23 protein-coding genes are annotated in these 24,007 nt (G+C 64.7%); 17 read left to right on the forward strand and 6 right to left on the reverse strand.

The window, feature by feature from the left end:
- Positions 1–23 precede the first annotated feature (23 nt).
- Positions 24–2,987 carry an isoleucine--tRNA ligase gene (gene ileS / locus EOA16_RS11265; RefSeq protein WP_127257958.1) on the forward strand — a complete coding sequence of 988 codons (2,964 nt, stop codon included), beginning with the start codon at positions 24–26 and terminating at the stop codon, positions 2,985–2,987.
- Positions 2,988–3,186: 199 nt separating this feature from the next.
- Positions 3,187–3,858 carry a hypothetical protein gene (locus EOA16_RS11270; RefSeq protein WP_127257960.1) on the forward strand — a complete coding sequence of 224 codons (672 nt, stop codon included), beginning with the start codon at positions 3,187–3,189 and terminating at the stop codon, positions 3,856–3,858.
- A 36-nt stretch (positions 3,859–3,894) separates the two neighbouring features.
- Here the strand turns inward: EOA16_RS11270 and EOA16_RS11275 are convergent, their stop codons facing one another.
- A complete protein-coding gene (locus EOA16_RS11275) occupies positions 3,895–4,344 on the reverse strand; it encodes a nucleoside deaminase (RefSeq protein ID WP_127257962.1) in 450 nt (149 codons plus the stop codon).
- 182 nt (positions 4,345–4,526) lie between these two features.
- Between EOA16_RS11275 and EOA16_RS11280 the strand changes: the two genes are divergently transcribed.
- From EOA16_RS11280 to EOA16_RS11300, 5 genes are all read left to right on the forward strand, one after another.
- Positions 4,527–6,620 carry a pseudouridine synthase gene (locus EOA16_RS11280; RefSeq protein WP_127257964.1) on the forward strand — a complete coding sequence of 698 codons (2,094 nt, stop codon included), beginning with the start codon at positions 4,527–4,529 and terminating at the stop codon, positions 6,618–6,620.
- A complete protein-coding gene (rsmD, locus tag EOA16_RS11285; RefSeq protein ID WP_127257966.1) occupies positions 6,617–7,171 on the forward strand; it encodes a 16S rRNA (guanine(966)-N(2))-methyltransferase RsmD in 555 nt (184 codons plus the stop codon). Before EOA16_RS11280 ends, rsmD begins: the two co-directional genes overlap by 4 nt.
- Before the next feature lie 132 nt (positions 7,172–7,303).
- Complete coding sequence (locus EOA16_RS11290) at positions 7,304–8,692, forward strand: pitrilysin family protein (RefSeq protein WP_127257968.1); 1,389 nt, start codon at positions 7,304–7,306, stop codon at positions 8,690–8,692.
- Positions 8,693–8,694: 2 nt separating this feature from the next.
- Positions 8,695–10,035 carry a pitrilysin family protein gene (locus EOA16_RS11295; protein WP_127257970.1) on the forward strand — a complete coding sequence of 447 codons (1,341 nt, stop codon included), beginning with the start codon at positions 8,695–8,697 and terminating at the stop codon, positions 10,033–10,035.
- Positions 10,032–10,901, forward strand: coding sequence for a patatin-like phospholipase family protein (locus EOA16_RS11300; protein WP_127257972.1), 870 nt, complete (start codon positions 10,032–10,034; stop codon positions 10,899–10,901). Before EOA16_RS11295 ends, EOA16_RS11300 begins: the two co-directional genes overlap by 4 nt.
- Positions 10,902–10,942: 41 nt before the next feature.
- On the opposite strand, the gene EOA16_RS11305 is transcribed toward EOA16_RS11300, so the two are convergent.
- Positions 10,943–11,485, reverse strand: a complete 543-nt coding sequence (locus EOA16_RS11305) for a dihydrofolate reductase family protein (RefSeq protein WP_127257974.1) — start codon at positions 11,483–11,485, stop codon at positions 10,943–10,945.
- 221 nt (positions 11,486–11,706) lie between these two features.
- On the opposite strand from EOA16_RS11305, the gene EOA16_RS11310 reads away from it, so the two are divergent.
- Positions 11,707–12,606, forward strand: coding sequence for an HNH endonuclease (locus tag EOA16_RS11310; protein ID WP_127257976.1), 900 nt, complete (start codon positions 11,707–11,709; stop codon positions 12,604–12,606).
- Positions 12,607–12,668: 62 nt separating this feature from the next.
- Here the strand turns inward: EOA16_RS11310 and efp are convergent, their stop codons facing one another.
- Complete coding sequence (gene efp, locus EOA16_RS11315) at positions 12,669–13,238, reverse strand: elongation factor P (RefSeq protein WP_127257978.1); 570 nt, start codon at positions 13,236–13,238, stop codon at positions 12,669–12,671.
- Between the two features lie 129 nt (positions 13,239–13,367).
- On the opposite strand from efp, the gene epmA reads away from it, so the two are divergent.
- Both epmA and EOA16_RS11325 read left to right on the forward strand, forming a co-directional pair.
- Positions 13,368–14,408: an EF-P lysine aminoacylase EpmA gene (gene epmA, locus EOA16_RS11320; RefSeq protein ID WP_127257980.1), complete on the forward strand. Its 1,041-nt coding sequence runs from the start codon at positions 13,368–13,370 to the stop codon at positions 14,406–14,408.
- Between the two features lie 127 nt (positions 14,409–14,535).
- Positions 14,536–15,786 carry an FAD-dependent oxidoreductase gene (locus EOA16_RS11325; RefSeq protein ID WP_127257982.1) on the forward strand — a complete coding sequence of 417 codons (1,251 nt, stop codon included), beginning with the start codon at positions 14,536–14,538 and terminating at the stop codon, positions 15,784–15,786.
- 21 nt (positions 15,787–15,807) lie between these two features.
- Here the strand turns inward: EOA16_RS11325 and EOA16_RS11330 are convergent, their stop codons facing one another.
- Positions 15,808–16,224 carry a VOC family protein gene (locus EOA16_RS11330; protein WP_127257984.1) on the reverse strand — a complete coding sequence of 139 codons (417 nt, stop codon included), beginning with the start codon at positions 16,222–16,224 and terminating at the stop codon, positions 15,808–15,810.
- A gap of 167 nt (positions 16,225–16,391) precedes the next feature.
- Between EOA16_RS11330 and EOA16_RS11335 the strand changes: the two genes are divergently transcribed.
- The 6 genes from EOA16_RS11335 (at position 16,392) to lpxK (ending at position 22,011) form a co-directional block, all read left to right on the forward strand.
- Complete coding sequence (locus EOA16_RS11335) at positions 16,392–17,735, forward strand: TldD/PmbA family protein (RefSeq protein ID WP_127257986.1); 1,344 nt, start codon at positions 16,392–16,394, stop codon at positions 17,733–17,735.
- On the forward strand, positions 17,722–18,525 hold the full coding sequence (locus tag EOA16_RS11340) for a 3'(2'),5'-bisphosphate nucleotidase CysQ (protein ID WP_127257988.1): 804 nt from the start codon (positions 17,722–17,724) through the stop codon (positions 18,523–18,525). The genes EOA16_RS11335 and EOA16_RS11340 overlap by 14 nt, the downstream gene beginning before the upstream one ends.
- 103 nt (positions 18,526–18,628) lie before the next feature.
- Complete coding sequence (locus EOA16_RS11345) at positions 18,629–18,874, forward strand: DUF4170 domain-containing protein (RefSeq protein ID WP_127257990.1); 246 nt, start codon at positions 18,629–18,631, stop codon at positions 18,872–18,874.
- Positions 18,875–18,879: 5 nt separating this feature from the next.
- Complete coding sequence (locus EOA16_RS11350; RefSeq protein ID WP_127257992.1) at positions 18,880–19,671, forward strand: lysophospholipid acyltransferase family protein; 792 nt, start codon at positions 18,880–18,882, stop codon at positions 19,669–19,671.
- On the forward strand, positions 19,668–20,984 hold the full coding sequence (gene waaA / locus EOA16_RS11355; RefSeq protein WP_127257994.1) for a lipid IV(A) 3-deoxy-D-manno-octulosonic acid transferase: 1,317 nt from the start codon (positions 19,668–19,670) through the stop codon (positions 20,982–20,984). The genes EOA16_RS11350 and waaA overlap by 4 nt, the downstream gene beginning before the upstream one ends.
- Before the next feature lies 1 nt (position 20,985).
- A complete protein-coding gene (gene lpxK / locus EOA16_RS11360; protein ID WP_127257996.1) occupies positions 20,986–22,011 on the forward strand; it encodes a tetraacyldisaccharide 4'-kinase in 1,026 nt (341 codons plus the stop codon).
- Here lpxK and EOA16_RS11365 read toward each other — a convergent pair.
- Positions 22,008–22,241, reverse strand: coding sequence for a DUF2093 domain-containing protein (locus EOA16_RS11365; RefSeq protein WP_031213688.1), 234 nt, complete (start codon positions 22,239–22,241; stop codon positions 22,008–22,010). The two genes, lpxK and EOA16_RS11365, sit on opposite strands and share 4 nt — an antisense overlap.
- A gap of 77 nt (positions 22,242–22,318) precedes the next feature.
- On the opposite strand from EOA16_RS11365, the gene EOA16_RS11370 reads away from it, so the two are divergent.
- Positions 22,319–22,954 (forward strand): hypothetical protein, encoded by a 636-nt coding sequence (locus EOA16_RS11370; protein WP_245455908.1) that lies wholly within the window; start codon positions 22,319–22,321, stop codon positions 22,952–22,954.
- Positions 22,955–22,994: 40 nt separating this feature from the next.
- On the opposite strand, the gene EOA16_RS11375 is transcribed toward EOA16_RS11370, so the two are convergent.
- On the reverse strand, positions 22,995–23,921 hold the full coding sequence (locus EOA16_RS11375) for a LysR family transcriptional regulator (protein ID WP_127257998.1): 927 nt from the start codon (positions 23,919–23,921) through the stop codon (positions 22,995–22,997).
- Positions 23,922–24,007: the final 86 nt, after the last annotated feature.

Consider the following 24,007-nt stretch of genomic DNA (forward strand, 5'->3'; position numbering starts at 1 on the left):
CGGGCAATGCACATGGCAGACCAATGACCGATACAACTGAAACGATCGACTATTCCAAGACGCTTTACCTGCCGCAGACGGACTTCCCGATGCGCGCCGGTTTGCCGGAGAAGGAGCCGCTGCTGGTCAAGCGCTGGCAGGACATGGATCTCTACCGCAAGCTGCGCGAGAGCGCTGCCGGTCGCACGAAATACGTGCTGCATGACGGCCCGCCCTACGCCAACGGCAACATCCATATCGGCCATGCACTGAACAAGATCCTCAAGGACGTCATCACCCGCTCCTTCCAGATGCGCGGTTACGACTCGAACTATGTGCCCGGCTGGGACTGTCACGGCCTGCCGATCGAATGGAAGATCGAGGAGCAGTACCGCGCCAAGGGCAAGAACAAGGACGAGGTGCCGGTCAACGAATTCCGCAAGGAATGCCGTGAGTTCGCCGCGGGTTGGATCACGGTGCAGGGCGCCGAGTTCCAGCGCCTCGGCGTCATCGGCGACTTCAAGAATCCCTATACGACGATGGCTTTCCATGCCGAGTCGCGCATCGCCGGCGAGCTGTTGAAGTTCGCCATGTCGGGTCAGCTCTATCGCGGCTCCAAGCCGGTGATGTGGAGCGTGGTCGAGCGCACGGCGCTGGCCGAGGCCGAGATCGAGTACCACGACTATGAGAGCGACACGATCTGGGTGAAGTTTCCGGTCGCCAGCCTGGTGCGTCGCATCGACGATGGCGAGACCAAGCTGACGGAGGGCGCGCTTGATCTGCTCCAGGCTCACGTCATCATCTGGACGACGACGCCGTGGACGATCCCCGGCAACCGCGCTGTCAACTATTCGCCGCGCATCAACTATGGGCTCTATGAGGTCACGGCAGCCGAGAACGCATTCGGCCCCCAGCCGGGTGAAAAACTGATCTTTGCCGACGCACTGGCCGAAGATGCCTCGGCCAAGGCCAAGGTCACCTTGAATCGTCTCCGCGGTGTTTCGGCGCAAGAGCTTGGAAGCCTTACGCTTTCGCATCCGTTCAAGGGCCTGGGCGGCGGCTACGAATTTGCCGTTCCGATGCTCGCCGGCGACCATGTCACCGACGATGCCGGCACCGGCTTCGTCCACACCGCGCCCGGTCACGGCCGCGAGGACTTTGACGCCTGGATGGACGCGGCGGTGGATCTGCGCGCACGCGGCATCGATCCCGCCATCCCGTTCACCATTGACGACGGCGGCTTCTTCACCAAGGACGCGCCGGGTTTCGGCCCCGACCGCGAGGGTGGGCCGGCGCGCGTCATCGACGACAACGGCAAGAAGGGCAACGCTAACCAGGCCGTCATCGACGAGCTGATCAAGCGCAACGCACTGTTCGCGCGTGGCCGGCTGAAGCACAGCTATCCTCACTCCTGGCGGTCCAAAAAACCGATCATCTTCCGCAACACGCCGCAGTGGTTCGTCTATATGGACAAGGACCTCGGCGATGACTCGACGCTGCGCAGCCGGGCGCTCAAGGCCATTGACGAAACCCGTTTCGTGCCCGCCGCCGGCCAGAACCGCATCCGCGCCATGATCGAGGAGCGCCCGGACTGGGTGCTGTCGCGCCAGCGTGCCTGGGGCGTGCCGATCGCCGTCTTCGCCGATGCCGACGGTAATGTGCTGAAGGACGAAGCGGTCAACCGGCGGATCATGGACGCCTTCGAGCAGGAGGGCGCCGACGCCTGGTTCGCCGCTGGCGCCAAGGAGCGTTTCCTCGGCAATCACGATGGCTCGAAATGGAAGCAGGTGATGGACATCCTCGACGTCTGGTTCGATTCGGGCTCGACGCATGTCTTCACGCTGGAGGATCGCCCTGACCTGAAATGGCCGGCCGACGTCTATCTCGAAGGCTCCGACCAGCATCGCGGCTGGTTCCATTCCTCGCTGCTGGAAAGCTGCGGCACCAGGGGCAGGGCGCCCTACGATACTGTCGTCACCCATGGTTTCACCATGGATGAGGATGGCCGCAAGATGTCGAAGTCGCTCGGCAACACCGTGGTGCCGCAGGACGTCATCAAGCAGTCGGGCGCCGACATCCTGCGTCTGTGGGTGGTAACGACGGACTACTGGGAGGACCAGCGGCTCGGCAAGAACGTGCTGCAGACCAACATCGACGCCTACCGCAAGCTGCGCAACACCATCCGCTGGATGCTCGGCACGCTCGCCCATGACGATGGCGAAGAGGTGCCGCTGGAGAAGATGCCGGAGCTGGAGCGGCTGATGCTGCACCGGCTCTCCGAACTCGATGAGGTCGTGCGCTCGGGCTACGACGCCTTTGAGTTCAAGCGCATCACCCGCATGCTGCTCGATTTCATGGTGGTCGAGCTGTCGGCATTCTATTTCGACATCCGCAAGGACGCGCTCTACTGCGACGCGCCGTCGAGCCTGAAACGCAAGGCTTCGGTGCAAGTGGTGCGCCATCTCTTCGATTGCCTGGTGAAATGGCTGGCGCCGATGCTGCCCTTCACCATGGAGGAGGCCTGGCTCGATCGTCATCCCGGGGCCGTCTCGGTGCATCTCGACCAGTTCCCGCAAATCCCGGCGGACTGGAAGAACGAGGCGCTGGCGGAAAAGTGGCGCCAGGTGCGGCAGGTGCGGCGCGTCGTCACCGGCGCGCTGGAGATCGCGCGTGCCCAGAAGGTGATCGGGTCGTCGCTGGAAGCGGTGCCGGTCGTCACAATCAACGACGCAGCGCTCGAAGCGGCGATTTCAGATGTCGATATTGCCGAGATGGCGATCACCAGCGATCTGGTCATCGCTCATGGGCAAGCACCTGCGGGTGCCTTCACACTTGACGACGTCAGGGGTGTCGCCGTGGTGGTCGAGAAGGCTTGGGATCGCGGCCTGGTGAAATGCGCACGCTCCTGGCGCTACACCGACGATGTCGGCCAGGATCCGGAATTCCCGGATGTTTCGGCTAGGGATGCGGCGGTGCTGCATGAATTGAAAGCGCTTGGCCGGCTTTGACGGCCGGAACGGTGCACAAATGCCACGCCGGGCGGGCGAAAACCGCCCGCGCGTTGCCCTTAACGAGTGGTTGAGGTAAACACGCGAAACTCCGGAAGACAAATTGTCGCCGGATTTCCGTCGCAAGTGCTTGGACGATGGGGACCCGGCCACAAGGCCGGCGGCAATCGAGAGGCTGTCTAGAGTGGGACTTTTTGGCATGACCGAGAGATATAATGCGCGCTTGGCGCTGCTGGCGCCGCTTGTCGCGTCGGGCCTCGCTTTGTCCGGCTGCATGGGCTCTCCGACCTACGGCACCGACAAGACCGCCGGCGAACAGCTGGCCGGAGACATTTCGGGCGCCTTTTCATTCGCGCCGAAGCGCAAGGAACAGATCGACTACAAGCCGCGTCCGACGCTTGTGAAGCCTGCGCCAGGCCAGAAGGAAGCGCTGCCGGCCCCGCAGGACAGCATCGAGACGGCGAGCGCCGAATGGCCCGAATCGCCCGAGCAGCGCCGCGCCCGCTTGCGCGCCGACGCCACCGCCCATCAGAACGACCCGGCCTATCAGTCTGAGATCGTCGACGACGTGCAGACGGACCCGGCGTCGGTGAAGAAGGCGATGGCGGAGTCAGGCTCGAGCCACCCGCCGGCATGGACACCGGCCGATTCCGACAAGGGCCGTGCCGCCGAGATCCAGCGCCGCCTCGCCGACAGCAAGCAGGGCGATCCGAACACCCGCAAATATCTGAGCGAGCCTCCAGTGCAGTATCGTACCGCGGCCGGCACCGCGCCGCAGAACGAGCTTGGCGAGGACGAATACAAGAAGGAGCGCCGCCTCAAGAAAGAGGCGGAAGGCAAGAAGGGCAGCGGCTGGTTCGATTGGCTGTAAAAACGCCGAATTGCGTCGCCGGGCGTTGCGCCCGGTTCAGCCGCGCCGCTCCCGAAAAAAATCTTTGAGCAGCAGGGCTGCTTCGGTCTCGCCCATGCCCGGATAGATGTCGGGTGCGTGGTGGCAGGTCGGCGAGGCGAAAAAACGTACGCCATTGACCACAGCGCCGCCCTTGTCGTCGGCGGCGCCGAAATAAAGCCGGCGCAGCCGGGCGAATGAAATGGCGCCGGCGCACATGGCGCACGGCTCCAGCGTCACATAGAGATCATGCCCGGTGAGCCGCTCGGCCGACAGTTTGCGGCAAGCTTCGCGGATGACCAGCATCTCGGCATGCGCCGTCGGGTCGGCAAGTTCGCGTGTGCGGTTGCCGGCGCTGGCGACAACACCAGCGCCATTGGCGATGACGGCGCCGACCGGCACTTCGCCTCGCAAGGCGGCAGCTTCGGCCTCCTTCAGCGCCAGCGCCATGAAATCGGGCCGCTTCACGCGATTTCCACTCCGATTATCTCCTCGCCACCTGACGGTGATCCTGTTATTGAGCGCAAGACCTCGAAAATCGGGACTCGGTTTTCGAAAATGATCATGCGCCACATCAAAAGTGCTACAGCGTTCGTTGCGCGCCCGAAAGGATGCGCCACGCTGTAGCAGCGCAAACGGATAAAGGCCACATGGACGACAACGACAAGAAATTCCGACCCAGAAAGGGTCCGGCCAAGAGTGGGCCGAAAGCCGCGGGACCGCGCAGCCGTGATGGCGCCGCGGGCAAGGGCGGCAAGCCGTCCTTTGGCGCCAAGAAGCCTTACGCACCGCGTGGCGATCGACCGATGGCTGCCGATGGCGAGCGGCCGAAGCGCGATTTCAAGGGCGGCGACAAGCCTTTCAGCAAAGGCCCGCGACCCGAAGGCAAGCCTTTTGAGAAGCGCGAGGGGCCGCGCAAGCCGTACGCACCGCGCGGCGACCGCCCGGTGGCCGCTGAGGGCGAGCGCAAGCCCTATGAGAAGCGTGAAGGCCCACGCAAGCCCTATGCGCCACGTGGCGACCGGCCAATGGCGGCCGAAGGCGAGCGCAAGCCATATGAAAAGCGCGAAGGCCCACGCAAGCCCTACGCACCGCGCGGCGACCGCCCGGTGGCCGCTGAAGGCGAACGCAAACCGTATGAGAAGCGCGAAGGGCCGCGCAAACCCTATGCACCGCGGGGCGACCGGCCGGCTGCGGCGGCAGCGGGCGGCGAAAAGCGTTTCGACCGTCCCAAGCGTGATTTCAGTGACCGCGCGCCGCGCGACGCCGGCGATCGACCGAAGCGTGACTTCAGCGATCGCCCGAAGCGGGATTTCAATGATCGGCCGCAAGGCGCGTCAGGCGGCAGCTTCAAGCCACGCCCGCGTCCCGCCGAGGCCGCGGAAGAGGCAGGCGAGCGCATCGCCAAGCGGCTGGCCCGCGCCGGCCTGGCCTCGCGCCGCGATGCCGAGGAGCTGATCGCCGCCGGCCGCGTCAAGGTCAATGGCCGCGCCCTGACTTCACCGGCCTTCAACGTGATGCCTGATGACATCATCCATCTCGACGGCATGGAAATCCCGCCGATCGAGCGCACCCGGCTGTTCCTGTTCCACAAGCCGGCCGGGGTCGTCACCACCAACCGCGATCCCGAGGGCCGCAGGACCGTCTTCGACGTGCTGCCGGCTGAATTGCCACGGCTGATGACCATCGGCCGGCTCGACATCAACACCGAAGGCCTGCTGCTGCTCACCAATGATGGCGGCCTGTCGCGCGTGCTCGAACTTCCAGCCACCGGCTGGCTGCGCCGCTACCGCGTGCGCGTCCACGGCAAGGTCGAGGAAAGCGCGCTTGCGGGCCTGCGTGAGGGCATTGCCGTCGACGGCGTGTTTTACGGTGCCATCGAAGCGACGCTCGACCGCGAGCAAGGCACCAATGCCTGGCTGACGATCGGCCTGCGCGAGGGCAAGAACCGCGAAGTCAGGAACATCCTGGGTTCGCTCGGCCTCGACGTGACGCGGCTGATCCGTATCTCTTATGGGCCGTTCCAGCTCGATGACCTCGCCGAGGGCCATGTGCTGGAAATCAAGGGCAGGGTGTTGCGCGACCAGCTTGGCGAGCGCCTGGTCGAGGAATCCGGCGCCAATTTCGACGCCGATGTCACCAAGCCGTTCTCCAACAAGCCGGTGCGGCGCACGGAAGTTCGCGAGCCGGAGCCGGAGCGGCCGAAATTCACCCGCGACGGCGAGCGCCGTCCGATCGGTGAGGGCGGCTTGATCAAGAACCGCAAGCGCCGCGAAGGCAGCCGCGACGAGGCTCTGGGCAAACTGTCGACAAGTCCCGACAGAAGCACGGAGAAGAGTTTTGGCGAACGGGGCCCGCGTCCCGAACGCAGCTTTGGCGACAAGCCGCGTGGCAATTTCGGCGACAAACCGCGCGGTGGCTTCGGTGACAAGCCGCGTGGTGCTTTTGGCGGCAAGCCGGGCGGCGGCAAGAAATCCGAGCGCGAGCAGCGGCCGATCGAGCCGCCCGGCCAGCGCAAGGCCAATGTCTGGATGGCGCCGGGCGCGCGGCCGATCGGCAAGGTCAGGGCCGACGCCGATGCCGCCAAGGCGGCTGAAGCCAAGGCGCGCAAGGCATCGTTCAAGCCGACCTATGGCAAACCGGCCGGTGCAAAGCCGTTCGGTAAGCCGCGCGGCGAACGTCCGGGCGGGGCCGGCGGCGGTGAGCGTCCGCGCAATGGTCCCCGAGGCCCCAAAGCGAGATGAGAATCGTCGGCGGTGAGTTTCGTGGGCGTCCGTTGGCGACGCCGCGCTCGAGCGCCATTCGTCCGACGACCGATCGCACCCGCGAGGCGGTCTTCAACGTGCTGGCGCATCGCTTCGCCGAGCAGTTGGACGGCGCACGCGTGCTCGACCTGTTCGCCGGCACCGGTGCGCTGGGGCTCGAAGCGCTATCGCGCGGTGCCTCCTACGGCGTCTTCATCGAGGAATCGGCGGAAGGCCGTGGCCTCATCCGCGACAATGTCGAGGCCTTCGGGCTGACCGGCCGCACCAAGATATTCCGCCGCGATGCCACGGGCCTCGGCGAGGCTGGCACGCTGGCGCCGTTCGGCCTCGTCTTTGCCGACCCGCCCTATGGCAAGGGCCTTGGCGAGCGCGCCTTGCAGTCGGCGAAAGCCGGCGGCTGGCTCCGCCCCGGCGCGCTGTGCGTGGTCGAGGAGGCGGCGGTGGCACCCTTCGAGCCTGGTCCCGGCTTTTCGGTGCTGGACGAGCGCAACTATGGCGAGACCGTTATCCGCTTTGTCGAGGCGGTCTGATAACCTGCACCCTTGGCCGGGCATCCATGGCCGGCCTCTTTGCCGCCGCCTTTGCCGGCAACATGACCAACAATTCACTTTGCTTGTCGCCAGCACCTTGCCTATCGTCCGCCAGGAAAACCGGAGCCATCGATGACATTTCAGGCCGAATGGCTGCGGGGGACGCTGTTGGCGACCTCTTTGGCTTTTGCGATAACCGGTCCGGTGCTGGCCGAGAGCCCCGTCTTGCCCAACACGGTTCCGGCCGAGTTCAAGGTCACGGATTTCCTGCTCGACAACGGCATGGAGGTGGTCGTCATTCCCGACCACCGTGCGCCGATCGTCACCCACATGGTCTGGTACAAGATCGGCAGCGCCGACGAGCCGCCCGGCAAATCCGGCATCGCGCATTTCTTCGAGCATCTGATGTTCAAGGCGACGACCAACCATGCGGCCGGCGAGTTCGACCGCGCCGTCTCCGATATCGGCGGCTCCAACAACGCCTTCACCTCCTACGACTATACCGCCTTCCACGAGACGGTGGCGCCGTCGGCGCTCGAGCTGATGATGAGCTTCGAGGCTGATCGCATGCGAAATCTCATTCTCACCGACGATGTCATCAAGACCGAACGTGATGTCATCCTCGAGGAGCGCCGGTCGCGCATCGACAACAGCCCCGAGGCCGTGCTGGACGAGGAGGTCGATGCGACGCTGTGGCAGAACCAGCCCTATCGCATTCCGGTCATCGGCTGGATGCAGGAGATGCGGCAGCTGAACCGCGTCGACGCCACCGCCTTCTACGACAAATACTACCGGCCCAACAATGCGGTGCTGATCGTCGCCGGCGATGTTGAGCCGGACACGGTACGGGCATTGGCCGAGAAGACCTATGGCAAGGTGGCGCGCGGCCCTGACCTGCCGCCCCGCATCCGCCCGGTCGAGCCGGAGCAGAACACCAAGCGCACGGTCACGCTCTCCGACGCCCGCGTCAGCGTGCCGAGCTTTTCCACACAATGGGTGGTGCCGTCCTATCATTCGGGCAAGCCGGGCGAGGCGGAAGCGCTCGACCTCTTGGCGGAGATCCTCGGCGGCGGCAATCGCAGCCGGCTCTACCAGGCGCTCGTCGTCCAGCAAGGTATCGCATCCAGCGCCGGCGCCTTTTTCCAGGGCACCATGCTCGACGACACCAACTTCACCGTCTACGGCGCGCCGCGCGGCGATGCCGAGATTTCCGACGTCGAAGCGGCGGTCGATGCCGAGGTGGTGCGCATCGTCAAGGATGGTGTCACGCCATCGGAACTGGAAAAGGCCAAGGACCGCTATGTCAGGTCGATGATCTTTGCCCGCGACAAGCAGGATTCCATGGCCAACATCTACGGCTCGACGCTGGCCACCGGCGGCAATGTGCAGGACGTCCAGCAATGGACGGACCGCATCCGCAAGGTCACCGCCGACGAGGTCAAGGCCGTCGCCGCGCGCTATCTGGTGCTCGCCCGGTCGACCACCGGCTATCTCTTGCCGCAGCAACAGGCGGGGAATTGATGATGACGAGCACGAACGCGGTACGCGCACCCCTCGCAACCCTCTTCCTCTCCGTCCTCTTCCTCATCCTGCCGGCACTCACCGCGCGGGCCATGGACATCCAGTCCGTCACGTCGCCGAAGGGCATCACCGCCTGGCTCGTCGAAGACTATTCCGTGCCGGTCGTCGCCATCCGTTTTGTCTTCGGCGGCGGCTCGACGCAAGATCCGCCGGGCAAGGAGGGCCTGGCCAATCTGATGACCGGCCTGTTCGACGAAGGCGCCGGCCCGCTCGACAGTGAAGACTTCCAGATCAAGCTCGACGATGCCGGCGCCGAGATGAGCTTCGACGAGAGCCGCGACGGCATCTACGGCTCCATGCGCATGCTGGCCGAGCAGCGTGACCAGGCATTCGACCTGTTGCGGCTGGCGGTCAACGAGCCGCGCTTCGACCAGCTGCCGATCGACCGCATCCGCTCCCAGATCCTGTCCGGCATCATTGCCGGCGAGAACGACCCCGACACGGTGGCGCAGAACAAATGGGCGCGCGCCCTCTACGGCGATCATCCTTATTCCCGCTCCGACCAGGGCACCAAGGAAAGCATCGCCGCCATCACGCCCGATGATCTCAAAGCATTGCACAAAGGGGTGTTCGCCCGCGGTGGCCTGCATGTCGCCGTCGTCGGCGCCATCGACGCGGAGACGCTGAAGAAGAAGCTCGACATGGTGTTCGGCGACCTGCCGCAAAACCAGGCGCTGAGGCCGGTGGCCGATATCGACCCGAAGCTGGCGCAGCATATCGAGGTCGACTACGACCTGCCGCAGACCTCGCTGCAGCTCGCTTTTCCCGGCGTGAAGCGCAAGGCGGCGGATTTCTTTCCCGCCGTGCTGATGAACGAGATCCTCGGCGGCGGCACCTTCACCTCGCGCCTGTTCCAGGAGGTGCGCGAGAAGCGCGGGCTGGCCTATAGCGTCAACTCCTCGCTGATCAACCAGGACCACGCCAGCGCGCTGATCGTCAGCACCGGCACCCGCTCCGACCGCGCGGCCGAGACGCTGGGCATCGTGCGCGACGTCGTCAAGCAACTGGCCGAAGAAGGCCCGACCGAAGCGGAACTGGCGGCGACCAAGAAATACATGATCGGCGCCTACGCCATCAACAATCTGGACTCCTCGAGCGCCATCGCCTCGACGCTGGTCGAACTGCAGCTCGACGATCTCGGCATCGACTACATGCAGCGCCGCGCCGGCTACATCAACGCGGTGACGCTCGATCAGGTCAAGGCGGCGGCGAAAAAGCTGCTGACCGCCGAGCCGACCATCATGGTGATCGGGCCGAAACTGGCCGGAGCCGGCAAGGGATGACCCCCACCTTCGGCATCGCCTTCGGCGGCGGCGGCGCGCGCGGGCTGGCGCATATCCATGTCATCGAGGCGCTGGACGAGCTGGGCATCAAGCCGGTGGCCATAGCCGGCTCGTCGATCGGCGCCATCATGGGCGCCGGCATGGCATCGGGCATGACGGGCAAGGACATAAACGACTATGCCCGCTCGATCCTCGGCCGTCGCGCCGAAGTGGCGAGCCGCATGTGGCGGGCACGGCCGGGCACCATCGCCGAAGCCATGCAGAACGGCATCCGCGTCAGCCAGTTCAACGTCGAGCGCGTCCTGAAAGCTTTTCTGCCCGAGGCCATTCCCGAAACCTTCGCCGAGCTGAAGATCCCGCTCAAGGTGACGGCGACCGACTATTTCGGCCACAAGCTTGCCGTTTTCGAGGACGGCGACCTGCACTCCGCGTTGGCGGCGTCAGCGGCTATTCCAGCCGTGTTCCGGCCGGTGACGCGCGACGGCAGGCTGCTGATCGACGGCGGCATCTACAACCCCGTGCCGTTCGACCTGATCGAAAACGATGCCGACATCATCATCGGCGTCGACGTCGTCGGCGCGCCGGAAGAGGCCGACCGCAAACAGCCGACCTCCGTCGACCTGATGTTCGGCGCCACGCAACTGATGATGCAGTCGATCATCGCCAACAAGCTGAAGCAATGCCGCCCCGACATCCTGGTCCGCCCGGCAGTGTCGAGATACCGCGTGCTTGATTTCCTGAAGATCGACGCCTTGATGAACGAGACGGTGGATATCAAGGACGAGCTGAAGCGGCAGGTTGAGAAGGCGGTGGAGGCGCGGAATAGTGCCGCCATCAAGGGGAGACGGGGGAAGCAGGTCGGGTGAGGATGCATCTTCCCCATTCGATCTGAAAGGCTCCAACCGATTTACGACTTTGCCACCACCGGCGCATACTCCAGCGCCACAACGCCGTTGCTGAACGGCGTGGCCGAAATCAATTCGAACGGCAGCGACTCGCCGGCTGGGAATAGCGGCTTGCCCCGGCCGACGGTGCCTGGATAGCTGAGCAGCCTGACGCGGTCGACCAGGCCATGGCGCAGCAATTCCTGCGCGACGTTCAGGCTGCCATGCACATAGATGTTGCCGCCGCTGCTTTGCTTCAGCGTTCTGACCGCCTCCGGCAGCGGCCCTTTCAGCAATTCGGCCGGCTTCCAGTCGAGCGCCTTCAGGCTGCTCGAAGCGACATATTTCGGCAGCGCGTTGAACCGGTCGGCAAAATCTCCGGTTTCCTTGGGCCATGAACCGGCAAAGATCTCATAGGTCGTGCGCCCCAAAAGCATGGCGCCGCTATCGGCAAGCTCGTCTTCCTTGAACCTGTTCATCTCGTCGTTCCAGATCACGCTGGGCAGCTTCTCGACCTCGGCGATGCCATCGACGCTGATGAATTCTGTGACGATGAGTTTTCGCATGGTGCTCTCCTTCTTCCGTCAGAGGACGGACGGCGCGGGGCTTTTGCGACACGCTTCATGAAATATATCGCTGCGCCTCGTTGCAGGGTGGAGCTTTCAGCGCGAGCCCGCGAAAGATCGATACCATGGGGAAGTGAGACCGGCCTGGACTAAACCCCAAGTTCGGCTTTTGATGCCACATCTGAAGAAGTTATTCCCAACAACGCATTGCAGGAAGATCCATGGGATTCGGGGTTTTCATTCATCGCTCGGATTCGCGATACAACGACCGCCCCGCAGAGCAATACCAGTTTCCTCGCCCGTATCTGCGCCGCGTTGAAGCGTGTGTCGGCAAGTGGATCATTTACTACGAGCCCAGCAAGGTAAACGAGACACGGGGCTATTACGCCGTAGCGAAAGTCCAGCAGATCATTCCCGATCCTGTGACATCAGACATGTACCTCGCGCTGATTGAGCCCGGAACCTACCTCGATTTCGTCAATCCTGTTCCATTTAGCGGATCGGATGGTCTCGTCGAGCGAGGCCTGCTCAACGATGAGGGACGGATTTCCGGCCGTGCCCAATCTGCCGTCCGCACCCTTAGCTCAAGTGACTTCAACCGCATTATCGATCTGGGCCTGGACACGAATGAGTTGTTGCTGCCGCGCGTTGATCAGGTCGGCATATCTGCCGGCTTTCAGGATGAGCAGGCGCCATTCGAATTCGAGCAGAGTCGTGATCGCGTAAGCTACATCGGATCGCGAATCGTGCGGGACCGCATTTTCCGTCGCGTCGTCTTACGCGCCTATGACGAACGCTGCGCGATCACAGGTCTCAAGCTGATAAATGGCGGCGGCCGGGCAGAGGTTTCTGCCGCACATATTCGACCGGTTGAAGCTAACGGGCCGGATGTTATCAACAATGGGATCGCACTGTCCGGTACCGCGCATTGGATGTTCGATCGCGGGTTGATCAGCCTATCGGACGATTTGGAAATCCTGATCTCCAGACAGGTCAATGACTTCGACAGCGTGCATGGCTTCATAAACAAGACGCGCCGCGCGCTTCCGCCCCGCCGACAGCTCGAACACCCGCATCCTCATTTCTTGCAATGGCACCGCGAGCATTGTTTCAAGCAATAAAGCGGTGTCTCGAAGCTGCCCCTGTCTATGTTGCTTGCAGGCCCTTTGGTAGGGAAGCCCCCTCAGTCCTTCGCCCGCTCCACATAAGCCCCATCAGCCGTCATCACCACCACGCGGGTGCCCGGCGCGATGTGCGGCGGCACCAGGGTGCGCACGCCGTTTGAAAGCACAGCCGGCTTGTAGGAGGACGAGGCCGTCTGGCCCTTGGTCGTCGGCTCGGTTTCCACCACTTCGAAGGTGGCGCGCTGTGGCAGTACCAGTGAAATGGCAATGCCGTTGAACTGCGACACCTGCACGGCCATACCCTCGATCAGGTAGGGCGCCATGTCGCCGACCACGGCTTCCGACACCGCGACCTGATCGTAGCTTTCCGGGTTCATGAAATGAAAGCCTTCGGCGTCGCTGTAGAGGAAGGTGTGCTCGCGCTCTTCGACATAGGCGCGCTCCACCGTTTCGGTGGTGCGATAGCGTTCCGACACCTTCACCCCGTCGCCGATGCGGCGCATGTCGAGCTGCGTTACCGGCGTGCCCTTGCCTGGGTGGATGTTTTCGGCAAAGAGGATCACATAAAGCTTGCCGTCCTTGTCGACGACATTGCCTTTGCGGAGCGAACTGGCGATGACTTTCACCACGGTTTTAAATCCTGCGAGAGTTGACTGGCATTTAGTTGACTGGCGTTTGCCGGCTAGTGCGGCGCTGGATGGGGGCCTACCGCATCTTGGCCGCCGCCGCCAGCCCCCTTCCACCATGATCCGAGCCGCATGACCGAAGCTTCGCCCTGGTGGACGCCGCATGTCCATGCCGACCGCCGCCCGCGGCTGATGCTGCGCAACGGCATAGCCGCCGGCCTGCGCGACTGGTTCGCCGCCCATGATTTCGTCGAGGTGGAAACGGCAGCGCTGCAGGTCTCGCCCGGCAACGAGGCGCATCTGGCGGCTTTCGCCACCGAAGCGGTCGGGCCGGACGGTGCAAGGGCGCCGCTCTATCTCCACACCTCGCCGGAATTCGCCTGCAAGAAGCTGCTCGCCGCCGGTGAGGTCAGGATATTCAGCTTCGGTCCGGTCTATCGCAACCGCGAGCGCGGCCCCTTGCACCATCCCGAATTCACCATGCTCGAATGGTACCGGGTGGGTGAAGGCTATGAGAGCCTGATGCTGGATTGCGCCGCCTTCCTGACGCTGGCCGCGACAAGGGCAGGGGCAACTCTTTTCTCCTTTCGGGGCCGCGACTGCGATCCGTTCGCCGAGCCCGAACGGCTGACGGTGGCGGACGCTTTCACCCACTATTCCGGCATCGATCTGCTGGCCACGGTCGCCGCCGACGGCACCACCGACCGCGACGCGCTGCACGCCGCCTTGACCCATGCCGGCCTGCGCACCGCGCATGACGACAGCTGGGCCGATCTGTTCAGCCGGGTGATGGTGGAAAAGATCGAGCCATTCATCGGGCAGGGCCGCGCGACCATCCTGTGCGAATATCCGGTGGCCGAGGCGGCACTGGCCCGGCCGAGCCCCCGCGACTCGCGCGTGGCGGACCGCTTCGAACTCTATTGCTGCGGCGTCGAACTCGCCAACGGCTTTGGCGAACTGACCGATGCCGGCGAGCAGCGCCGGCGCTTCGTCATCGAGATGGACGAGAAACAGCGCATCTATGGCGAGCGCTATCCGCTGGACGAGGATTTTCTTGCCGCCCTCGCCATCATGCCGCAAGCCAGCGGCATCGCGCTCGGCTTCGACCGGCTGGTCATGCTGGCCACCGGAGCGCAAAAGATCGAGGACGTGATCTGGACGCCTGTGGCTTGAAGGCGGGAAAGTCTGGCCCATTCGATTTGAGGGATGAAGACTGGACCGTGACCCCGAACCAAGCGACCACATGAGCGGCACGCGGGACCGAGAGTAGTAGCTTGCGGTCAGACAGGAAGATCCAACAGTGGCAGTTTCAGAAACGGTCGAAATCGCCATTGTCGGCGCCGGTGTTGTCGGACTGGCGACGGCGCTTCGCCTTGCGGCCGAGGGGCGCGAAATTCTGCTCATCGATCCCAACGAGCCGGGCTCCGGCGCCTCATCAGGCAATGCCGGAACGATCGCCGAATACGCCTGTATGCCTGTCGGCACGCCTTCCGTGCTGCGCGCGCTGCCAAAGCTGCTGCTCGATCCCGACAGCCCGTTTTCGCTGCGCTGGCCGGCGCTGTTGCAGCTTGCGCCCTGGTTGGTCCAATTCATGCGGCAATCGTTGCCGGCGGCCACCCGCGCCAACGCGCTGGCACTGGCCGGACTGCTGGCCGACGCCTTGCCGGCCTGGGAGGACATGGCTGGGGAAGCCGGCCTGGAAGACCTGCTGCGTCGCAATGGTTGCCTCTATCTCTATCGCCGCGAAAGCGATTTTGCGGCTGCCGCCGGCGGCCGGACAATGCGCGCCGGATTCGGCATTAATCAGGAGATTCTGACGTCGGACGAGGTGGCAGCTCTTGAGCCCGGCCTGCCGGCGACCGCAACGCATGGCTCGTTTTTTCCGGACTCGATCAACCTCACCGATCCGGCAACGGTGATGCGGCGGCTGCTCGATGCCGCGACCGACCGTGGCGCCTCGGTGAGGCAAGCGACAATCACCGGGCTGCAGGTCGAGACCGGCGCTGTCCGGCTCAGCGGCCCCGGCTTCAGCATCAAGGCGGGCACGGTCGTGATTGCCGCCGGTGCACGGTCGCGCGCACTGGCCGCGCAGGCCGGCGACAGGATCCCGCTCGAGACCGAGCGCGGCTATCACCTGGAATTCCAGACCGACGCTCCGCTGCTGACCCGGCCGGTGTGTCCGGTCGATCTCGGTTTCTACATGACGCCGATGGCCGGACGGCTGAGGGTCGCCGGCACCGTGGAGCTCGGCGGCCTTGCTGCCCCGCCAAATCCGCGCCGGCTGGCGCTGCTCGACCGTGGTGTCAGGCAGTTCTTCCCCAGGCTCGGCCCGCCTTCATCGGAATGGCTCGGCTTCCGGCCGTCCCTGCCGGATTCCAGGCCGGTCATCGGCTCTTCGCGCGGCAATTCCCGGGTGATTCATGCTTTCGGCCATGGCCATCTCGGCCTGACGCTGGCCCCGATCACGGCGCGTCTGGTCGCCGACCTGATCGGCGGACGCGGCGATCCCGCGCGCCTCGCACCCTTTGCGGCGGATCGTTTCGGTCGTTGACCAATTGGTGCTGCGTCCTGACTAATGCGCGAAAACCTGCTCCAGCGAGCGAAAACCCTTGAATTCCAGGGCATTGCCCGAGGGGTCGCGGATGAACAGCGTTGCCTGTTCGCCCGGCTCGCCCTTGAAACGGATCATCGGCCGTTCCAGCCAGTCGATGTCGTCGCGCGCCTCCAGCCGTGTCGCCAGGCGCTGCCAGTCGTCCATCAGTAGCACGGCGCCGAAATGCGGGATCGGCACGACAATGCCGTCGACCTTTCCGTCACTGGGTGCCTGTGCGGCCTGCGGCCGCAGATGTGCCGACATCTGGTGGCCATAGAGATCGAAGTCGACCCAGGTCGCCGATGAACGGCCGATCGCACAGCCCAGCACCTCGCCATAGAAAACGCGGGTTTCATCGAGATCACGGACCGGGAAGGCGAGATGGAAAGGCGTCATCGAAAATGCTCCGTGCAGGCTGCAGACTGATTTTGCGTCACAGGGTTCGCGATTTGAACCGTCCGCACCGCATTTTGATTGAAGCCTATGCCATTGCACAAGCCGGACTGGAACAATAGATGGGTGGGCAACGGCCGCATACCGGCCGCACCAGCAGGATTTCAGGCATGACCGATATATCAGACGCAGCAAAATTGCCCGACCGCGTCGCGGCCCTGGTCGAGGCTGCCAAAAAGGCCGGCGCCGATGCCGCCGACGCGGTGGCCGTGCGCGGCCGCTCGACCGGGGTGTCGGTGCGTCTCGGCAAGGTCGAGGCTACCGAAGCCTCCGAGAGCGAGGATGTGGCGCTTCGCGTTTTCGTCGGCGGCCGCGTGGCAAGTGTCTCCGCGACGGCAGCGTCCGACCCGAAAACACTGGCCGAGCGCGCCGTGGCGATGGCGAAAGTGTCACCGCAGGATCCCTATCAAGGGCTGGCCGACCCGGCATTGCTCGCCAAACGGACGCGCGATCTCGACCTGTTCGACGCCACCGAGGTATCGGCCGACCAGTTGAAAGAGGCGGCACTCGCGGCGGAATCGGCCGCCCTTGCCGTCAAGGGCGTCACCAATTCGGCCGGCGCCAGCGCCGGCGCCGGTCTTGGCGGCCTGGTGCTGGCCACCTCGCACGGCTTCCTCGGCCACTATGTCGGCTCGCGTTTCTCGCGCTCGGCCAGCGTCATCGCCGGCGAAGGCACCGGCATGGAGCGCGACTATGAATTCTCCTCGCGCCAGCATTTCGCCGATCTCGATGCGCCCGAGGACATCGGCCGCAAGGCCGGCGAACGCGCCGTGCGCCGCATTGGCGCGCGCAAGGCGGCGACCGGGCCGGTCGACGTGGTCTTCGACCCGCGTGTCGCGCGCGGCATCGCCGGCCATCTGGCCGGTGCCATCAACGGTGCCTCGGTGGCGCGCAAGACGTCCTTCCTGCGTGACATGATGGGCAAGCAGGTGGCCGCATCCGCCATCACCGTCACCGACGAGCCGCTCCGGCTGCGTGGCCAGGCCTCGCGGCCGTTCGACGGCGAAGGCGTCGAAGGCGAAAAGCTGTTGATGGTCGAGAAGGGCGTGCTCAACCACTGGTTCCTGTCGACCTCGGCTGCAAGGGAACTGGGCCTCGTCACCAACGGCCGCGGCGCGCGGGGCGGCTCTTCCGTCACGCCATCCTCCACCAATCTCGCCATCGAACCGGGCGAGCGGTCGCCCGAAGAGCTGATCAAATCGCTCAAGACCGGCTTCTACGTCACCGAGGTGTTCGGCCAGGGTGTCGACATGGTCACCGGCGAATACAGCCGTGGCGCCTCGGGCTTCTGGATCGAGAATGGCGAACTGGCCTATCCGGTCGCCGAGGTCACCATCGCCTCGAACCTGAGGACCATGTTCCTCAACATGGTGCCGGCCGATGACCTCGACCGCAATTTCGGCACTGCGGCCCCGACGCTCCTGATCGAAGGCATGACCCTTGCCGGAGCATGACCTCACCATAGCCGGGGCCACCGAAGACTTGCCGCTGCTGCGCGATGCCGCCCGCGAGGCGGGGGTCATCGCCATGCGCTACTTCGGCAACAGCCCGCAAGTCTGGATGAAGGGCGGCACATCGCCGGTGAGCGAGGCCGACCATGCCGCCGACGCCTATCTGCGCGAAACGCTGCTGGCGGCCCGGCCCGACTATGGCTGGCTGTCGGAAGAAACGGTCGACGATCCGGTTCGGCTTTCGGCACACCGCACCTTCGTCGTCGATCCGATCGACGGCACGCGCGGTTTTCTGGAAGGCCAGCGCACCTGGTGCGTCAGCGTCGCCGTCGTCGAGCATGGCCGCACACTTGCCGGCGTGCTGGAATGCCCGGCGATGGAGGAGACCTATTGGGCGCTGCCCGGCCAGGGCGCTTTCCGCAACGGCAAGCGCATTGCGGTGCGCAAGCTGGCCAATACGGCCGAGATTTCCGGGCTGAAGCAGTTGACTGACCTGATGCCGGCCGAATGGCAGGCGCGGCTGAAGCGGGCGCCCTACAGCCCTTCGCTCGCCTATCGGCTGGCCATGATTGCCAATGGCGCGCTGGACGCCACCTTCGTCAAGCCGAACGCGCATGACTGGGACATTGCGGCGGCCGACCTCATCCTGCGCGAGGCTGGCGGCCAGCTGCTCGACCAGCATGGTCGCGCTCCGCTCTATGCCGGCGAGGTGACCCGTCACGGCGCCCTTGCTGCCGGCAGCGGTGAATTGCTGGCCGTGCTCGCCGGCGTCATTGCCGGGCTGGATGCGTGAAAGGGTTTTCCCAGGCGAGATGAATTCATCTCGCCCTAAAGGTTCCAAAGTCGGCGGCTTTGGTCTAGACCTGTCACAAACTCACGATATGTGAAGGACCGACATGGCCGCGGAAGACGGAAAGAAACAGCTTTTGCATCTGGTGTTCGGTGGCGAACTGAAGAAGCTTGGCGGCACCGAATTCCGCGATCTCGAGGGGCTCGACATCGTCGGCATCTATCCCGACTATCAATCCGCGCACACGGCGTGGAAAGCCAAGGCGCAAGCCAGCGTGGACAACGCCCACATGCGTTACTTCGTCGTTCATCTGCACCGGCTGCTGGACCCCGACAACAAGGCTGCCGGTTGACTTCGATGGAGCATGACCTGGCGAAAGGGCCAGCAAGCGATGCCGCGCCCACGGGCAGGGGACGCAGCCGCACGACCAAGGCCTTCTGGCGCAAGATTCGCCAACCGCTGGCGCAGTCGCGATTCGTCAAGAACGCCATCGCCAGCCTGTTCGCCCAGTTCGTCCGCTTCGTGCGCCTCACCAATCGTGTCGTCGAGGGATCGGCACGGTTTTCGGGCGGTGCCTATACCGAGTTCGAGCCTGGCATCATCGCCTTGTGGCATGGCCAGCATCTGCTGACGCCGGCCTATTACCCCAAGCGCAAGCCGCTGGTCGCCATGGTTTCGCGCAGCGCCGATGCCGAACTCAACGCGCTGATGCTGGAAAAATTCGGCATCGAGGCGGTGCGCGGCTCCGGCGGGCGGGAAAATGCCAGGCACCTCGACAAGGGTGGGGCAAAAGCACTTATCGCCCTGAAAAAGTCGCTCAGTGCCGGCAAGAACGTCGCCATGATCGCAGACATTCCGCACGGTACGCCGCGAGACGCGGGGCTTGGCATCGTTCTCCTGGCGCGGCTCTCGGGCCGGCCGCTTGTGCCCGTCGCCATCACCACTAGCCGCCGCAAGGTGCTGGAGAAGAGCTGGGACAAGACCACCATCAACCTGCCGTTCGGCCGTTCGTCGATCGTCATCGGCCAGCCGATCTTCGTGGCTGCCGGCGCCGATGACGCCGAAATGGAGCGCAAGCGCCAGGAAGTGACGACCGCGCTCAATGCTGCGACCACCGAGGCCTACCGTCTCGTGGATGCCCCGCGATGAGCGGCCGTTGGGCACGGGCCATGCTGTCGGCATACCGGTTCGCGGGTGCGGCAGCCTATCCGCTGGTCGGACCCTACGTTGCCTGGCGCACCTCGCGCGGCAAGGAAGACCGCTACCGCCGCCGCGAGCGCTATGGCGTCGCCGGCCGCGCGCGCCCCGACGGGCCGGTGATCTGGATCCATGCCGCGAGCGTCGGCGAGACCATAGCCGTCGTGCCGCTGGTTGAAAGCATTCTCGACTACGGCGTCAACATCGTGCTGACGACCGGCACCGTCACCTCGGCGCAGGTCGCCGACGAGCGTCTCGGTGACCGGATCATCCATCAATATGTGCCGCTCGATCTCAAGCCGGCGGTCAGCCGGTTCCTCGATCACTGGCGGCCGGATCTGGCGATCATCGCCGAATCCGAGATCTGGCCGATGACCATCCTCGAGCTTGGCGCGCGCCGCGTGCCGCAGGTGCTGGTCAATGGCAGGCTGTCCGACCGCTCGTTCAAGTCGTGGAAGAAACGGGCCAACATCGCCGAGGCGTTGTTCGAGAACCTGGCTCACGTCGTGGCGCAGTCCGATGTCGATGGCGAGCGGTTTCTCGCTCTCGGCGCCCGGCCGGTCACCGTGTCGGGCAATCTCAAGGTAGATACTTCGCCGCCGCCCGTCGACGAACGGACGCTGGCGACGCTGCGGCGGCAGATAGGCACGCGCCCGACCTGGGCGGCGATCTCGACCCATGACGGCGAGGAAGTGGTCGCAGCTGAAGTCCACGCGACACTGCACCGACGTCACCATGGTCTTCTGACGATCGTCGTTCCGCGTCATCCCGATCGCGCCGAGGCGCTTGCGGCGCAGATTTCCGGCATGGGCCTGAAGGTCGCGCGGCGCAGCAAGGGCGACAGGATCGCTGCCGACACGGACATATTGCTCGGCGACACGATCGGCGAGATGGGGCTCTATCTCCGGCTGACGGAAATCGCCTTCGTCGGCCGCTCGCTGACCTCCGAGGGTGGCCAGAACCCGCTTGAGCCGGCCATGCTCGACACGGCGGTTCTCGCCGGCCGCAATGTGCAGAATTTTCGCGAGGCCTACCAGCGTCTCCTCGACAGCGGCGGCGCCAAGCTGGTGCGCGATCGCGACATGCTGGCCGGCGCCGTCAATTTTCTCCTGACCAACGAAGTGGCGCGCCACGAGATGATGGCGGCGGGTGTGGCGACCGTCGACGAGATGCGCGGTGCGCTGGCGCGCACGCTGAAATCGCTCGAGCCCTACATCCAGCCGCTGGTCGTCAAGTCGCGCCTGAAGGGCGCGAACGGGCGCTAGCGTGGCCTCCGAAGCACCACCATTCTGGTGGGAAGAGCCGGACTGGCGGGTCCTGGCGCTATCACCGCTGTCGGCCATCTATGCCGCCGCCGCCGGCCGCGGCATGCGGCGGGCCAGGCGTGAGAAGATCGAAGCACCCGTTCTGTGCATCGGCAATTTCACGGTTGGCGGCACCGGCAAGACACCGGTGGCCATCGCGCTCGCCCAACAGGCCAAGCGCATGCACCTGAAACCTGGCTTCCTGTCGCGCGGCCATGGCGGCTCCTTCGCCGAGCCGCACGTGGTCGATATCGACCATGACAGTGCCCGGCATGTCGGTGACGAACCGCTGCTGCTGGCCGAACACGCTCCGGTGGCGGTGACACCGAACCGCGCCGCCGGCGCCCGGCTGCTGCTGGAACGGCATGGCTGCGATTTCCTGATCATGGACGATGGCTTCCAGAGCGCCCGCATCCACATCGACTATGCGCTGGTCGTCGTCGATGCGCGCTATGGGATCGGCAACGGCCGCGTTATTCCCGGGGGGCCGCTCAGGGCCAAAATCGTCGACCAGCTGGTCTTCACCAGCGGGCTGTTGAAAATGGGCGAGGGCACCGCCGCCGATAGCGTGGTCCGCCAGGCGGCACGCGCCGGCCGGCCGATCTTCGAGGCCCATACAGAGCCGAGCGGCAAGGCGGGGCTTGCCGGCAAGCGGTTCCTCGCCTTCGCCGGTATCGGCCATCCCGAGAAATTCTTCGACACGGTGCGCGAAGCCGGCGGCGAGCTGGCATTGACGCGGCCGTTTCCGGACCATCATTTCTATGCCGAGGACGAGCTTGCCGAGCTGGCGGCGACCGCGCACGCCGAAGGGCTGGTGCTCATCACCACTGCCAAGGACGCCGCCCGGCTGCGCCATGGCGCCTCACAGCACTTTCTCGACCGGCTCGAGGTGCTGGAGATCGACACGGTTTTCGAGCTCGACAATGTTCCCGAGCGCATCATCGGCGAAACGCTCGATGCCTGGCGCCAGCGCAAGCTGAAGGGTTAACCGCGCTTACGCAGCTCCGGATGCATCTCGATTTCGCGGCGCAGCGAGGCGGTGGCGCTGATGTAGGGCTCTTGCCTGGCGACGCTCCAGTATTTCAACTCGTCGAGCGGAATGCTTTCGCCTGTCACCGCGCAGCGCACGAACGCGCCGGGACTGGTAACCTGGAAGTCGCCATCCAAATAGCGGATGCGGGCTTCCTTGCCGCCGGGGCCTTCGAAACGGTTCATCATGCGGGGACGCCAGGGTTCATGAGGATTTCATCGCCATAAATTGCGAGCAAGGTCAAGCATGCGACAAGCCTGAGACAATGCTGAACGCCTATTGTGAAGGGGAAAAATGGTGTTGGTGGGCCGCAATGGACATTTCCTCCACTCGTCTTCCCGCCCTGCTTAGGGAAGTGGTGACGCCGCAGGCCGTGCCCTCGGGGCAGGCTGATCCAGTCATCACGGCACTGGTCAAGGCGCTGGTCCAACCGCCGGCGCCGTCTCTGCTTGCGCAACAGACAGCGCCTGCGCTGTTGACTTTGCCGGCGGCGCCGATGGCCGTCGAATCGCAGCAGATCGCATCGGCTGGCATCGTCGATGCCTATCTTGCCCAGCTTGAGACGGGCGAAGAGGCGGCGCTGGCAACGGGCGTGGCGAGAAAGGCAAAACCCGAAGCCGAAACGCTGCGAGCCTTCTTGCCGCTTTCGACAACGGCCAATGACAATGCCGCCGCCAGGGTTGCGGGGATGTCATTGCTGTCGCTGATCCCGCCGCAGGTTCCAGTCCCGCGCAACGCTGCCGCCCCGGGTACATTGGCGGGCAGGCACAGGGCGGCCAATCAATCCCATGGTGCGGCGCCGAGCCCTGAGCAGCTGCTGGTGAAAATTGGCTTTGTTTCGATAATGGCCGGTTTGCTGGGAACCGTGATCCTTGGCTTCGTTCTCTTGTTGCTTCGCTGAGCGTCGAATCGGCTGGTATCTCGCTACATGTCCGGAAGGCCTATCGTTCGGCTTCGATAAACGCCTCGATCTTTTCCGGCGCCAGCCCGGCCTCTGCAGCGATGCGGCGGGCGAGGTCGGCCGCGGCGGCACGCGGCCGACCCATCGGCCGGTCGAGCCAGTAGGACACCGGGTTGAGCGCCGTGCGCTCATCTACGGGCGTGATGCGGCCCGACTCTAATTGATGCCCGGTCAGGGGTGGGCGTGCCAGCGCGATGCCGAGCCCATAGGCGGCGGCGTCGAGCACCAGATTGTAGTCCTCGAAGCGGCGGTCCTGCGGGCGCGGGCGGTAATCCATGCCTTGCGCGGCAAACCAGGCGCGCCAGGCAGACGCGTCGGAATCGTTGATCAGCGAAAATTTGAGCAGCCGGGCAGGGTCTCCGAGGCCGATCTCGCGGGCAAGCTCGGGCGAGGCAACGGGAAAGACATGTTCCTCGAAAAGCTGCACCGAGACGCGGCCCGGAATGCCGCCGCGGCCACAGCGGATGGAGAGATCGATGCCCTCATCGGCAAGGTCGGCCTGACGGATGTCGACGTCAAGCACGATGCGCAGCTTGGAGGGGTTGTTCTCCAGCGCCGCCATGCGCGGCATCAGCCACAGCCCGCTGACCGAGGGGATCGAGGTCAGTCGCACCACGGCGGTGCCACGCGGCTCGACCCAGCGGTCGGAGTGGGTTGAGATCAGCGCAAAGGCTTCCGCCGTGCGCAGATGCAGCCTGTTGCCTTCGATCGTCAGCGAGACGCCGCGCGCACCACGGTCGAAGACTTTCAATCCCAGCCAGTCCTCGAGCTTGGCGATCTGCCGGCTGACGGCGCCATGGGTGATATTGAGCTTTTCGGCGGCCGCCGAAAAGCTGCCTGTCCGCGCCGCCGCATCGAAGGCGCGCAGCGTTTCGAGCGGCACCATTGTCTCCGAGCTGTGATCCATAGTCACAGGTGATCCTTGATTTGGTCGTTTGTCAACCGGGGTGAAAAGGCGTTTTCTGCCTCTCAGGACCGAAGAATACGAGGGCG

Source organism: Mesorhizobium sp. M7A.F.Ca.US.008.03.1.1 (genome assembly GCF_003997495.1).
Classification (GTDB): Bacteria; Pseudomonadota; Alphaproteobacteria; order Rhizobiales; family Rhizobiaceae; genus Mesorhizobium.